Source organism: Hydrogenophaga electricum (genome assembly GCF_030160815.1).
In the GTDB taxonomy this organism is placed as follows: domain Bacteria; phylum Pseudomonadota; class Gammaproteobacteria; order Burkholderiales; family Burkholderiaceae_C; genus Hydrogenophaga; species Hydrogenophaga electricum.
The window spans coordinates 1-12,307 of record NZ_BSPB01000072.1 but is presented as its reverse complement, the minus strand read 5'-3'; the positions used below and the strand labels follow the sequence as shown (position 1 = coordinate 12,307).

General features: G+C 67.8%; 18 protein-coding genes. 9 read left to right on the top strand and 9 right to left on the bottom strand.

The window, feature by feature from the left end:
* Nucleotides 1-189: 189 nt before the first annotated feature.
* The 5 genes from nifT (at nt 190) to QQK43_RS21265 (ending at nt 3,709) form a co-directional block, all read left to right on the top strand.
* The gene (nifT, locus tag QQK43_RS21285; protein ID WP_234267295.1) at nt 190-405 is read left to right on the top strand and encodes a putative nitrogen fixation protein NifT; all 216 of its coding nucleotides are present in this window, start codon (nt 190-192) and stop codon (nt 403-405) included.
* Nucleotides 406-409: 4 nt separating this feature from the next.
* Nucleotides 410-670, top strand: coding sequence for a hypothetical protein (locus tag QQK43_RS21280; protein ID WP_234267296.1), 261 nt, complete (start codon nt 410-412; stop codon nt 668-670).
* 626 nt (nt 671-1,296) lie between these two features.
* Complete coding sequence (locus tag QQK43_RS21275) at nt 1,297-2,460, top strand: DegT/DnrJ/EryC1/StrS family aminotransferase (protein ID WP_284309373.1); 1,164 nt, start codon at nt 1,297-1,299, stop codon at nt 2,458-2,460.
* Between the two features lie 10 nt (nt 2,461-2,470).
* Nucleotides 2,471-3,307, top strand: a complete 837-nt coding sequence (locus QQK43_RS21270; RefSeq protein ID WP_284309372.1) for an SIR2 family NAD-dependent protein deacylase — start codon at nt 2,471-2,473, stop codon at nt 3,305-3,307.
* An 84-nt stretch (nt 3,308-3,391) separates the two neighbouring features.
* A complete protein-coding gene (locus QQK43_RS21265; RefSeq protein ID WP_284309371.1) occupies nt 3,392-3,709 on the top strand; it encodes a 2Fe-2S iron-sulfur cluster-binding protein in 318 nt (105 codons plus the stop codon).
* 36 nt (nt 3,710-3,745) lie between these two features.
* On the opposite strand, the gene QQK43_RS21260 is transcribed toward QQK43_RS21265, so the two are convergent.
* Together QQK43_RS21260 and QQK43_RS21255 are read right to left on the bottom strand one after the other, a co-directional pair.
* On the bottom strand, nt 3,746-4,132 hold the full coding sequence (locus QQK43_RS21260) for a NifB/NifX family molybdenum-iron cluster-binding protein (RefSeq protein WP_284309370.1): 387 nt from the start codon (nt 4,130-4,132) through the stop codon (nt 3,746-3,748).
* 61 nt (nt 4,133-4,193) lie between these two features.
* A complete protein-coding gene (locus tag QQK43_RS21255) occupies nt 4,194-5,015 on the bottom strand; it encodes a TOBE domain-containing protein (RefSeq protein WP_284309369.1) in 822 nt (273 codons plus the stop codon).
* Between the two features lie 113 nt (nt 5,016-5,128).
* Here QQK43_RS21255 and QQK43_RS21250 point away from each other — a divergent pair, with 113 nt between their 5' ends.
* The gene (locus QQK43_RS21250; RefSeq protein ID WP_234267302.1) at nt 5,129-5,557 is read left to right on the top strand and encodes a TOBE domain-containing protein; all 429 of its coding nucleotides are present in this window, start codon (nt 5,129-5,131) and stop codon (nt 5,555-5,557) included.
* Nucleotides 5,558-5,589: 32 nt separating this feature from the next.
* Here QQK43_RS21250 and QQK43_RS21245 read toward each other — a convergent pair whose 3' ends face one another.
* Nucleotides 5,590-5,994, bottom strand: coding sequence for a hypothetical protein (locus QQK43_RS21245; protein ID WP_284309368.1), 405 nt, complete (start codon nt 5,992-5,994; stop codon nt 5,590-5,592).
* Nucleotides 5,995-6,220: 226 nt separating this feature from the next.
* On the opposite strand from QQK43_RS21245, the gene QQK43_RS21240 reads away from it, so the two are divergent.
* The 3 genes from QQK43_RS21240 to QQK43_RS21230 all read left to right on the top strand — a co-directional run bounded on the left by QQK43_RS21240 (nt 6,221) and on the right by QQK43_RS21230 (nt 8,815).
* Nucleotides 6,221-6,541, top strand: coding sequence for a HipA domain-containing protein (locus tag QQK43_RS21240; RefSeq protein WP_348533547.1), 321 nt, complete (start codon nt 6,221-6,223; stop codon nt 6,539-6,541).
* A 267-nt stretch (nt 6,542-6,808) separates the two neighbouring features.
* Nucleotides 6,809-7,483 (top strand): hypothetical protein, encoded by a 675-nt coding sequence (locus QQK43_RS21235; protein ID WP_284309367.1) that lies wholly within the window; start codon nt 6,809-6,811, stop codon nt 7,481-7,483.
* Between the two features lie 156 nt (nt 7,484-7,639).
* The gene (locus QQK43_RS21230) at nt 7,640-8,815 is read left to right on the top strand and encodes a hypothetical protein (RefSeq protein WP_284309366.1); all 1,176 of its coding nucleotides are present in this window, start codon (nt 7,640-7,642) and stop codon (nt 8,813-8,815) included.
* Between the two features lie 241 nt (nt 8,816-9,056).
* Here QQK43_RS21230 and QQK43_RS21225 read toward each other — a convergent pair whose 3' ends face one another.
* The 6 genes from QQK43_RS21225 to QQK43_RS21200 all read right to left on the bottom strand — a co-directional run.
* Nucleotides 9,057-9,782: a YkgJ family cysteine cluster protein gene (locus tag QQK43_RS21225; protein WP_284309365.1), complete on the bottom strand. Its 726-nt coding sequence runs from the start codon at nt 9,780-9,782 to the stop codon at nt 9,057-9,059.
* Nucleotides 9,783-9,858: 76 nt separating this feature from the next.
* Entirely contained in the window at nt 9,859-10,308 is a 450-nt protein-coding gene (gene cowN, locus QQK43_RS21220; RefSeq protein WP_284309364.1) for a N(2)-fixation sustaining protein CowN, read from the bottom strand.
* Nucleotides 10,308-10,556, bottom strand: a complete 249-nt coding sequence (locus tag QQK43_RS21215; RefSeq protein ID WP_284309363.1) for an FmdB family zinc ribbon protein — start codon at nt 10,554-10,556, stop codon at nt 10,308-10,310. Before QQK43_RS21215 ends, cowN begins: the two co-directional genes overlap by 1 nt.
* Nucleotides 10,543-11,001: a thioredoxin domain-containing protein gene (locus QQK43_RS21210; protein ID WP_284309362.1), complete on the bottom strand. Its 459-nt coding sequence runs from the start codon at nt 10,999-11,001 to the stop codon at nt 10,543-10,545. Before QQK43_RS21210 ends, QQK43_RS21215 begins: the two co-directional genes overlap by 14 nt.
* 15 nt (nt 11,002-11,016) lie before the next feature.
* Nucleotides 11,017-11,991 carry an ADP-ribosyl-[dinitrogen reductase] hydrolase gene (draG, locus tag QQK43_RS21205; protein ID WP_284309361.1) on the bottom strand — a complete coding sequence of 325 codons (975 nt, stop codon included), beginning with the start codon at nt 11,989-11,991 and terminating at the stop codon, nt 11,017-11,019.
* Nucleotides 11,984-12,307, bottom strand: a 324-nt coding sequence (locus QQK43_RS21200; protein ID WP_284309360.1) for an NAD(+)--dinitrogen-reductase ADP-D-ribosyltransferase, incomplete at its 5' end; no start/stop codon positions are given. The genes QQK43_RS21200 and draG, both read right to left, overlap by 8 nt.

Sequence of the window (12,307 nt, the reverse complement as noted above, 5' to 3'; positions counted from 1 at the left end):
GTGCTGCGCGCCATGGGCGTGCCGGCCGACGAAGCGCTGGGCGCGGTGCGCCTGTCGCTGGGCCGCACCACCACCGCCGACGAGGTGCGCGCCGTGCTCGCCGGCCTGCCGCCGCTGCTGCAACCCCTGCTCGCGCCCGAGGCGCTGAGCGCCTGACCCGTTTTTGACCGACCCACCAGGAGCCGACCGATGAAAGTGATGATTCGCCGCGACAACAAGGGAGCGCTCAGCGCCTACGTGCCGAAAAAAGACCTGGAGGAACCCATCGTCGCGATGGCCAACCCGGCGATGTGGGGCGGCCTGGTCACGCTGGGCAACGGCTGGCAGCTCGACCTGCCCGCCATGGCGGCCGACACGCCGCTGCCCATCACGGTCGAGGCGCGCAAGATCGCCGAAGCGGAGTGACGCCATGAGTCTCAGCACCGAACAACTGCAGGCGGCGCGCGAAGTGGTGGGCTGGGCGCCCAGCCTGCGCGACGCGGTCGCGATCTGGCGCTCGCGCTTTCCCCAGATCCGCGCCCTGACGGTGGACGCCAGCGACATGCGCAGCGAACAGCCCGCGCTGCAACTGGGGCACCGCAGCGTCTACCTGGCGGCGTCGGACGGGCACTGCTGGCACGTGACGCAGCGCCCCGAAGAGGCCACGGCGTTGATCCTCACACAGCACTGAGCGGCACACCATGGGCTTCCGCCGTCGCCGCCATGTCAGCGCCATCGGTCCGTGCCATTGGTTCACTGGTGTGTCATGCCCATCCCTGCGGGCATCTGGTGGCTGTGCCGCGTGGCGCCTGGACCCCCGCGTTCGCGGGGGTGACGGGGCGGCGTCCGGCATTCGGGACCGCGATGCGGTTGCCCAACTGCCGTCATGCCCGCGCAGGCGGGCATCCAGCAGGCTCAACGGCAGGAAGACCGGCCATGGATCGTCATGCCCGCGCAGGCGGGCATCCAGTGGTTGTGCCGCGTGGCGTCTGGACCCCCGCGTTCGCGGGGGTGACGGGGCGGCGTCCGGCATTCGGGACCGCGATGCGGTTGCCCAACTGGCGTCATGCCCGCGCAGGCGGGCATCCAGCAGACTCAACGGCAGGAAGACCGGCCATGGATCGTCATGCCCGCGCAGGCGGGCATCCAGTGGTTGTGCCGCGTGGCGTCTGGACCCCCGCGTTCGCGGGGGTGACGGGGTGGCGTCCGGCATTCGGGACCGCGATGCCGTTGCCCAACTGCCGTCATGCCCGCGCAGGCGGGCATCCAGCACCCATCGGCCCCGTTGAGGTCAATCACTTTCTGGAAAGAACCCCCATGAACATGGACACCATTGCCCTGTGCGAGCCCGACGGCGGCGCCGACGCGCAACCGCTGCTGGAGGCCGTGCTGGCTTCGGGGCGCTGGAGCGACGGCCCGATGCGCGAATCGTTCGAGCAGGTGCTGGCCGCCTGGGTCGGGCGCAAGCACGCGGTGGCCGTGGGCAGCGGCACGCTGGGCACCTGGATCGCGCTGCGCGCCCTGGGCATCGGTCCGGGCGACGAGGTGATCTGCGCCTCGCACACCTGGCACCAGGTGGCGCAGGCGATCACGCTGGCCGGGGCCACGCCCGTGTTTGCCGACATCAACTACTGGAGCGGCTGCCTGTCGCCCGAGAAGGCGGCGCAGCGCATTACCCCGGCCACGCGCGCCATCCTGGCCGGCAACACCAATGGCCACCCGGCCGCCTGGAAAGCACTGCGCGAACTGGCCGACGCGCACGGTCTGCGGCTGATGGAAGACAGCACCGAAGCGCTGGGCTCGCGCTACCTGGGCCGGATGGTCGGCACCTTCGGCGACGTGTCGGTGCTCGACTTCTCCGCGCCTTCGGCGCTGTGCACCGGCGAAGGCGGCATGCTGCTGACCGACGACGACGCGCTGGCGGTGGAGCTGCGTTACCTGCGCCAGCGCCGCCTGGCCGACCGGTCTTCGGTGTCGGTAGGCGCGCGCGTGCCGTTGCAGGCGGGCATGAGCGAGCTGACGGCCGCGCTTGGCCTGGCGCAACTGGCCGGGCTGGACGAGCGGCTGGCGCAGCGCAAGCAGGTGGAGACCTGGTACCACCAGCAGATGCAGAGCTTTGAAGGCATCAAGCCACCGTACCTGGCCGAAGACGTGGACGAGGTGCACTGGATGCTGTACGTGGTGCACCTGGGCAAGCGCTTCACGCGCAGCGCGCGCACCCAGATGATCGACGACCTGCGCGCCTGCGGCATCGAATCCGCCGCCTACAGCCACCCGCTGCACCAGCAGTTTTTCTACATGAACGCCCACGACGGCACCGGCCGCCAGCGCGGCGCACTGCCCGACACCGACCGCATCGGCGACCGCGCGCTGGCGCTGCCGCTGCACACGGGGCTGGACCCGGCGCAGATCCAGTACATCGTCAAGACGCTCAAGGACACCGCCACCAACGTCGGCGCCGGGGCGGCGATTTACCTTTGAAAGAAACACCATGTCCGACCTGATCGCCGACATCGCCCGCCAACTCGACGCGGGCCGCGTCATCCCCTACCTGGGCCCCGGCATGCTCGCGCTGTGCGCGGGCGATCCGGTGCCGGCCACGCCGCAGGCCCTGGTGGCGGTGATGACCGCCAAGGTCAGCGTGCCGCACAAGATCCGCCAGCGGCTGACGCAGGCCGCGCAGTACATCGAAAACTTCAAGCACCGCAAGTCGGTGGTGCAGATCATGGACGGCGCCTTCGCCGCCGTGCCCGAACCGTCGCCGCTGCACCGGGCGCTGGCGGCGAGCGCCGCGCCGCTGTGGGTGGACACCTGGTACGACGACACGCTGCTGGCCGCGCTGCGGCAGGCACGCCCCCAGGGCGGCTGGCGGCAGGTGCAGGGGTTGTCGCAATCCGAACATTTCGGCCAATGGACCGCCAGCTACGACGCCGACGACCAGCCGACCGACGCGCCCCTGGCCGACGCCGTGCCGCTGCTGTACCGGCCGCTGGGCGGGCGCAGCCCGGCGGGCAACTACCTGGTGTCGGACAGCGACCACGTGGAGGTGCTGACGGAAATCGACATCCAGACGCCGATTCCGGCCGTGGTGCAGGAGCGCCGCAAGGGCCGGCATTTCCTGTTCCTGGGCTGCCGCTTCGACGACCAGCTCACGCGCAGCTTCGCGCGCCAGATCATGAAGCGCTCCAGCGACACCCACTGGGCGGTGCTGCCCGATGCGCCCACGCGCATGGAAGCGCGCTTCCTGGAAGAGCAGGGCATCGCCCGCCTGCCCCTGTCGCTGGCGGCGTTTGCCGACGGGCTGACGCAGGCGCTGGCGCCGGCCTGACCCGCTCCGGCCCGGCGGTCCGGCCGCCGGGCTTTCCCTGGGCACCCTCTCCCCCATCACAACACCACCACCACCACCACCACCATGAGCGACATCACCATCCCCACGATCGCCCTCACCGTGCAACCCGGAGACCGGGTGTTTGACGCCGAGAGCGGCCTCACGCTGCTGGAGGCCCTGCGCCGTGCCGGCGTGCTCACGCACGCCTGCGACGGTGGCGCGGGCTGCACCGACGCCTGCCATGTGTTCGTGACCGAAGGGCGCAAGAGCCTGTCGAAAACCACGCGCGAGGAAAACGAACGCCTGGACGCGATCGTCGGTGTCGGGGCCAAGTCGCGCCTGGCCTGCCGCGCCGTGCTGGGCGACCAGCCGGTCACGGTCGAGATCCCGAGCTTCGCCTGATCGGCTTCCCGCCCGGCGCGCGCCGCCCGGCCACGCTCAGTGGCGCGAGAACAGGTCGCGCAGTTTGCACAGCGTGGTGGTCACGTCGAAGCGCGTGTCGGGCAGGGCTTCGCCGGCCAGCACCTTGTGCAGGGCGGTCTGCGGGTCGCTCTCGCCGGTGAGCAGCACCTCGGTGCCCCAGCCGGCCATGTGGCGCAGAAAGCCGTCGCCGGCGCTGCCCGCGATCATCAGCGCCACGCCGTGCAGCGGGTGCGGCCCGTCGTCGCGGAAATGGTGGGGCAACTGCGCCGTGTCCAGCGTCACCGTCTCGGGCGGCGGCACGGGCTGGCCGGGGATGCAGGTGTAGACCCGCCAGTGGCGGCACTGGCCGGCGTGGCCGGCGACGGTGGCCCCGTCGGGGCGGGTGGCGATGGCGATCTTCATGGCGGGTGGGGCGGCAAGTGGGCAGATACGGGGCGGCATGCCAGAACCGTGCCGCCGGGGCTCAGTCGAGTGCGACGAGGAACACACTGGACGCCTTGAACACGGCCGTGACCGCCACGCCCTCGGCCAGGCCCAGGCGCTGCACGCTCTGGTCGGTGACCACGGCGGTCAGCACGTGCTGGTCGCCGGGCAGGCCGATGGCCACTTCGGCATTGACCGGGCCGCGCTGCACGGCCACGACCTGGCCGCGAAACCGGTTGCGCGCCGAAACACGGCAAGGGTCGTCGGCGATCAGCATGATCGACGAGGCCTTGACGAAGGCCATCACGTCCTGCCCCGGCGCGAGCCCCAGGCCTTCGGCCGATTCGCGGGTGACGATGGCCGTCAGCTCCAGGCCGGGCGCCAGGCCGATGCGCACCTCGACGTCGACCGGGCCTTCGGTCAGGGCGATCACCGGGCCGGCGAACTGGTTGCGGGCGCTGGTCTTCATGCTCATCCTTCGCAGGGTCTGGCGGAAATCGGCCGCGTCGGCCACGCCGGCGTGGTCCAGGTTGCGGGCCAGGCGGTCCAGCGTGCGCTGGGCCTCGGCTTCCAGCGCGCGGTAGAAGGCGATCAGCCGCCGCGCGAACGCCGTCAGCTCGGTGCCCCCGCCGTGGCGGCCGCCGGTGGTCCGCCGCACCAGCGGCTGCGGCGCCAGGTTGTTCATGTCGTCCACCGCTTCCCACGCCGTCTTGTAGGACATGGGCACCGCGCGGGCGGCCTGCAGGATCGAGCCGTGCCGCTCGATGGCTTCGAGCAGGTGGATGCGGCGCTCGCCAAGGAAGCTGCCCATCGACGTGTCGATGAGCAGGCGGCCGGTGAGTTTGGGGGCCGATGTGTTCATGCCGACCCTTCGCACCGGCGTTGCGGTTGCCTTTGCGCAACGCCCCGGCGCACCATGGCGCCTGGTCCCCGGCAAAGGGGTGTGTCTTTCCGTCTTTCAACAGGAATCCAGCCATGAGCATCAGCGCCCGCAACGTGTTTCCCGGTACCGTCTCGGCCGTCGTCGAAGGCCCCATCCACGCCGAAGTGGAAATCACCATCAGCGGCGGCGACCGCCTGGTGGCCACCGTCACCACGGCCAGCGTGGCGGCGCTGGGCCTCAAGGCCGGCGTGTCCGCGGTGGCGGTGATCAAGGCCCCGTCGGTGACGCTGGTGGCCGGCGAGTCGCCGTGGCGTTTCAGCGCCCGCAACCAGCTCAAGGGCACGGTGGCCGCCGTGGTCGGCGGTGCCGTCAACAGCCAGGTCAAGGTTGCCCTGCCGGGCGGGGCCGTGCTGTCGGCCGTGGTCACCAACGACGCGGTGGCCGACCTCGCCCTGGCCGCCGGAGTGCCGGTGGTCGCCATGTTCAAGGCGGGCCAGGTGGTGGTGGGCGTGCCTGCCTGACCGGGGCGGCCGCGTGGGCGGGAGCGGCCGGGTCATCGCGGCATCCCCGCCTGCACGCTCAGGTGGTGGCGCGCGCGGCCGGCGTCGTAGTCGTCGACGCGCGTGTGCAGCACCAGCCAGCGCTGGTCGGTGAGGCGCCAGGCTTCCAGCGTTTCGGCGTAGACCGGTGCGACGTAGTAGGACTCGTCGTCGTCGCTGCGCAGTTCGGTGCGCACGTACCGGTAGGCGCGGTAGCAGGGCGCGTGCTGCGCGTCGTAGCCCTGGATGCGGTCGGCCGTGGTGTCGGGCGCCGGCAGCACGTCAAAACGCACCGGCGCCACCACCGCGTGGGCCATGTGGTCGGGCAGGTCTTGCGACCAGGGGATGTCGTGGCGCCAGCGCACCGGGCAGTCGGCTCGGGTCGGGCGCTGGGTGCGCAGTCGGGTGGCAATGGGCATCGGAACACTCCTGGAGGCCGGCCGGGCAGGGGCCCGGTCCACAGGGCTTGTCGGGTTCGGTCGTTATGGGGTTGTCGAAACAACGACAAACCCGACACGAACGGGACAAAGCCCACCACACGGCCCGTGAACGGGCCCTGCGTTATGGCCTGGGGCAAACAACGTGCCAGCGCTACCGCGCGGTCCGTCTGCGCCCTGATAAAGCAACCCGGCCAGCGCCTGGGCGCTGCAGCTGGATCGCGCCGCGCTGGCGCAAATCCTGCGGCGCAGGGTCTTCAACGTGCTCGCCGTCAACAACGACGACCACACCAAGAACTTCTTGTTCCTGCTGCGCGAGGGCGGCCGGTGGGAGCTGGCGCGCGCCCACGACATCACACACGCCTACAGGCCCGACAGCGAATGGGTGCGAGAACATCAGATGTCGGTCAACGGCCGGTTCGTCGGCATCACCCGCGCAGACGTGCGCAGCGCGACGCTGGAGCGAATTCGCGCGGGAGGCCGGCGTTGCGGCGGAAGAGACCACAACCATTGCGGGGCACATGGCTGAGCGCGGGCGGGTGTTCGGGTCATAGGGTTGCAACGAAGCGAGTTGTCGGGCGGGGCAGCCGATCACTGCAGGGAATTCAAGGGCGGGTCAAGGCTGAATGCGGTCCTTCGGGCGCCGACCTTCGGCCGGCAGCTTTCGACCCGGAGCGGTCATACGAGGATCCAAGGCGAAGCGGTCACTCGGTGTGGGCGGGTGCGGAGTTTCGTGTTTTACTTATACCCGCACAACGAACGGGGGCCTGACCTCTAACTTGCCTAAAAAGAACATATGACACGCACAGAATTTGCCGAACGGATTGCCGCAGGTCTTGGCGGATGGTTTCAACAACTAGCAGCGCAAAACTTAGAGCATCAGGTGGGAGAAGATGCCGCTCGCGTTGAACTGGTTCGCATGATTAGCGCCCAACGCGCGTTTGTGCCGGATACTGCCGCACGACCAACAAACTGGCCCACGAATACGAAAAAGCGACTGGACATTGCCGTTCTTGGAAGAAGGGCTGGAGCGCAAGGCTGGTACGGCGCAATTGAGCTCAAGTGGCCTGGAGAGAGCATTGCTGTTGCAGCCACCCGACAAGCCATAGTCGAAGATGCGGTACGCGTGGCGTTCTCCGCCACCAACAATCTATGCGCCAATTTTGTTGTTCTGGGTGGTACCACAGCTGCTTTAACGGCGCTGTTCGATACCCCACACCCGCAAGCACCACAGCAAGAACAGCAACGCGTAGCTTTTTCAAATCTCTTCTCCCGCGTTCTTGCAAACCACGAAGGTACGCTAACAAACGCCGATTTGAATACTCATTTCCCAGACTTCGGCGATCGTGTTCCACAAACAACTTTCAATGGATGGAATCGCAGACTAAAGACCGAACTTGTAACGGTGGCCCATGCAACTGTGGGAGCTACCGTAAAGGGAAGTGTGTATGTATGGCAGTGCAAAAAGTAAGTGGGCTAACTGGTCGTTCAACACAGACGCCAATACGGGCAGGCCTTCGGCATTCTCATTGCCTGTATTGGTACCCTCCGCACATCGTACTCCGGCGCCGGTTAACTAGGGCGTTAGGCTTACAAGTGAATAGCAAAGCCAAGAAGGCGCTTTAACGTGATTGATCCCGTAACTATAGGCGCATGGATCGGCGTACTCGTCGCTCTTGGTGGTGCGATAGCCGGTACAGTCAAGTTCCTCTTCTGGGTTTTTGACGAATGGCAGAAACGAAAGAACAGCGAAGGTTTCGTCGTTCCAACAGTCACCCTGCAGCTTTGTGAGTTGCCGGAAGGAAATTGCTGGTGGCATATGGGAAAAAGGGGCGATGAACCAGTTATGCAAGTGGTTGGAAGAATGTTGGTTACTAACATTGCCACCGTTCCAGTTCGCATTCCTCGGGTTGAACTGCGATACGGCATTCTTGGACGCAAACGGGTAGCTGGCATGGTAATGGTATCTCGCGTGTTGCATGAGAATATGTATGGCATGTACGATATTGAGCCACACGAAACGCGAAACTTGAGTTTTGATTTCTGGGTATATCCCCCAGTTGCTTCTACTGCAGAGGCATTCAGTCCGCGTCAGATTAGGTTCTTCGATCAGTTCGGAAATTGTCACTCCGTAAAACGCCTTGTGTTTCGATCCGACGCACCAAAGCAAGACCTCACCCCAAAGGAACCAGAGGAGCACCTTTACGCGATTACTGACTCCATCGAGCAACAGGTCGCGTCGGTTCTAAAGGCTGAAATCCGCCGCTATCAAGTCTGTGGAAGGAGAACTGGCGGCTTAGGTAGCATCCATATTGTCTATCGCAGTAAAGCTCTGAGAGGGGTAGGCAGTGACTCGTGGACACCTGATTCTCCCGCAAATCAATTGATAGCGCAGGATCCTGATGCTGCTTCTCTTAGTTCTGACAATCTCGAAACGCTGATTCGAGTTTACGAATCATATGAATCCGACGACGAGCGTGAGAGATTCGTGAAGGCGCTGCTTGATAGATTAGAAGCTGGGAAAGGATACCTATCTATTTCGTATTTTATTGTGTGTGTGCTTTGGAAGACCGGCTTCCTGAGTCCAGCGCTCGAGAAAGCAAAACGCGATCTCCCTATTGGAGAAACAAAGGTCTTTGGCCTCAGCAATGTGCTTATGCTTTTCAATGGACTATTGCGTTACCGACACAATGACTTTACGAGCTCAATGCTTGATGAGATTGAGCGATTTACACATGGATTGGGCGAGCACACCTTCCTAATTCCAGAAAAGATTGCGGCTATCCGAGCAATGCGGCTATAGGGCAATAATCAAAATGAAGCCCAACAAACGCATCCATCTCACCGAGTACAGCGGGCCATGCGCGCTTCCGTGGCAGGTGATGCGCAACGTTGAACGACTGCTTCGCTGTCTAAGCTAAGACCGCTCCTGGCCGGGTGCCGCCCACGGATGCGTGCGCGTCGGAAGTCTGCAACCGCTGCAGAACAGTCCTTCAACGCAATGCGTTGAACTGATCAAAAGGGGCCGTCGGCAGAAGTCACCGTCAATGCCGCATCTCATCAAACCCCGCCGCCATCGCCTCGCGCAACTCCAGATCCGCCGCCGCATCCACCAGCGGGTCTTCTCCTCGCGACCAAGCGGCCTGTGCGTCGGGACGGTCCAGCGCCAGCACCAGGGCGTGGTTGAGTTCGTAGGCGCCCCAGGCTTTGCCCTGGTCGCGCAGGGCGGCCTGCAGGGCGGCCTGCAGCACCAGGCGGACCGTGCGGTGCGGGCCGGAGAAGGGCACTTGATCCACGCGGCCGGCGGCGGCGTCGGCACAGGCGCGCCGGTCGTGTGAGGCATGGCCGCGGCAGGCCAGGGGCCGCGCGCGGTGGATGAGGCACACACCTTTGACGACGAAGGCGCAGCGGCGGCGGGCGGCGACGCGGGCGGTCTCGTCCAGGCCGCGGGTGGCGGCGTCGGCTTCGTGCACGGCACCGATCAGGTCGATGCCGTGGCGCTGCAGGGCGGGCGCGGTGGCGCGCAGGCAGTCGGCCAGCACGAACACTTCGGGGGCGAGCGCGGTCACGCGCAGGGCGCAACAACTGGCGCAGCCTTTGGCGCAGTCGACCGGGGGCTGGCCTTCGCACTGGATCGCGACATTGCCGTCGAAGCTGTCCCAGGCCTGCAGCAGCGTCGCTTCGGTGCCCTGGCTGGCGAGGGTGTGGGTGAAGGCGGCGCGCTGTTCGCGGAAAAAGGCTTCGGGCCCTGTGTCGGACGGTGCGTTCACTGGTCGGGGTTTCGTGAAAGGGGGGTGCCCTGCCGATGCAAGAGGCATGCCCCGCCAGCGGGCCTGGGCGGTGGGGTCAGAAGCACTCGTTTTCGAGCTGGTCGAGCCAGGCCAGGCCGGTGTCGTCGCCCTGGTCTTCGAACAGCTCGCGGATCGGGTTGACGAAGCTGGCCAGCAGCAGGAGGTCGTCGCAGCGCATGCCCCGGGTGGCGGCGCGGCGCTGGAAGAAGTAGCGCCAGAACGGATCGTCCAGACCGTCGGTGTGGCTGCCGATGCGCGCCATCATGCGCTGGCACTGGCCTTCGACATCGATGCCTTTGAAGCTGCGGTAGCGGTCACTGGGGGCGGCGGTGGCGGGCATGGGGGCGGGTGGCTGGGGCTGTGGTGCGGCCGGTCTGGGGCTGCGTGGCGTTCGTGTCTGTCGGCTGATCGCCTGGCCGCGCCGGATCGGGCGCCGCTGGAACGCCGCCAGCAGGGGCGCGCCGTCGGGGCTTTCGAGCCAGCTCAGGAGATCGGTGGGGCCCACTACACCGATTTGCCCTTGAGCAGGCGCGCGCGCTCGGACGGGCTGTAGTTGCTGAACATGCCGGCGGCGTCGGCGGCGCGCCGGTGGGCCAGGCGGATGGCTTCGATCTTGCCGGCGGGCGCGATGCGCGAGACGGTTTTGTCCAGTGCGGTGCTGCCGCAGTGCGGGCAGGTGGGCGTGGTGCCGCTGCGCACCAGCCGCTCGAAGTCGGCGTGGCAGGCGGTGCAGTGGTAGTCAAACAGGGGCATGGGCGGCTCCTTCGGTGGGGGTGTCGGCCGTGGGGCAGCGGTGGCGGGCCGAGGGACAGGTGTCGAGCGACGCGGGCGGCACCGGGCTGGCCAGGCCGACCCAGGCGTGCACGGCGGCGGGGTCGAAGCCGGCGAGCCGGCTGCCGTCGTCACGGCACTGCATCAGCGGGCGGCGGATGAGCAGCGGCTCGGCGATCAGCAGGGCCAGGGCGGTGTCGGCGTCCAGCGCTTCGGGCAGCACCTCGCCACTTTTGACGCGCGGTGCCGAGCGGTTGAACCAGTCGGTCACCGGCAGCGGCGCCAGAAACGCCAGCAGGGCTTCGCGCGTCCAGGGCGCGGTCAGCAGGTTGCGTCGTTCCAGCGTGTGGCCGGCGGCTTCCAGCGCGGCGCGCTGGCGGGCGTTGCCGCCGCAGCCGGGTTTTTCGTAGAAGACGATGTGGGCCATGGGGGGGACTCCGGGTCAGGCGGGGGTGGGTGTGACGAGCTGGTCGGCCAGGGCGAGCAGGCCGCTGGTCTGGTCGGTGATGGCGCGCACGGTGGCCGGCTGCAGGCGGTGCAGCCAGCGCGCGGGCAGGCGCGCGGCGCCGCAGCGGGCGCCGGCCAGCATGCCGACGAGGGCGCCGGTGGTGTCGGCGTCGTCGCCCTGGTTGACGGTGGCGATCAGCGCGGTCTCGAAGTCGTCGTGCGCGCTGGCGAAATGCAGCACGGTCTGCACCGTGTCCACGACGTAGGCGGTGGCGCGGCCCGGGTAGGGGGTGAAGCGGAAGGCGGGAACGGTGGTCACCCAGTCGCGCAGACGCTGGTGCCAGGCGGCGGGTGCTTCGCCCGCCAGCGCCGCGCGCAGCAAGTGGCCCACGCCGATCACGGCGGCGTCGGACAGCGGGTGGTGGTGCGTGAGGCGTGCCTGCGCCAGCGACACGCGCAGGAAGGCCGCGTCGTCGCCCAGGGTGGCCAGGGCCACGGGCAGGTTGCGCATGAGCGCGCCGTTGCCGCCGTCGCCCGCGTTGGGCGGGCCTTGCAGGCTTCCTTCGTGCAGAAAGCGCAGGATGCCGCGGCGGCAGGTGTGGCCGCAGTCGACCGGGCGGGCGCGCAGCCAGTCGGCAAAGCCCTGGCCGATGGTGTGCACCAGGGTGTGGTCGCCATGCGTGCCCAGGCGGGCGATGCCGGCCGCGCCGCCACGCAGCAGGGCGTCGCCCAGGGCCAGGCTCAGGGTGGTGTCGTCGGTCACCTGGCCGCGCGCCAGGCGCAGCCAGCCGCCGCCGACGATATCGCGGTGCACGCCGTGGCAGGCCTGGATCTCGCGCGGGCGCATGAATTCCACCGTGGCGCCCAGCGCGTCGCCGATGGCCAGGCCCAGGTAGGCGCCCAGCGCGCGGTCGAACAGGGCGCCGGCGGGGGTTCCCGGCGCGGGGTGGTGGGGGCGGGCCTCAGTCATACCGCGCCACCACGTCGTAGTCGCCACCCAGGGCCAGCACCTCCTGCTCGCCATGCAGCCAGTGGCCGGGCAGCTGGCCGCGGAAGAACAGCACCTTGCAGGCGGGCACCAGGGCTTCGAACACCCAGTCGCCGAAACAGCCCGCGTCGTCGGCCGAGAGGCTGAACGAGACCAGGCTGTTGAGCCGCACGGTGCAGCGCCGGCCCGGGCCCCGGGGCGCTGTGGCCGGCGGGCGCAGGCTGCCGGCGACGATCTGCTCTTCGCAGCGGGTGCTGCCGCGCCACAGGCGCAGGTGTGCCGCGCCCTCCGAGCGGCC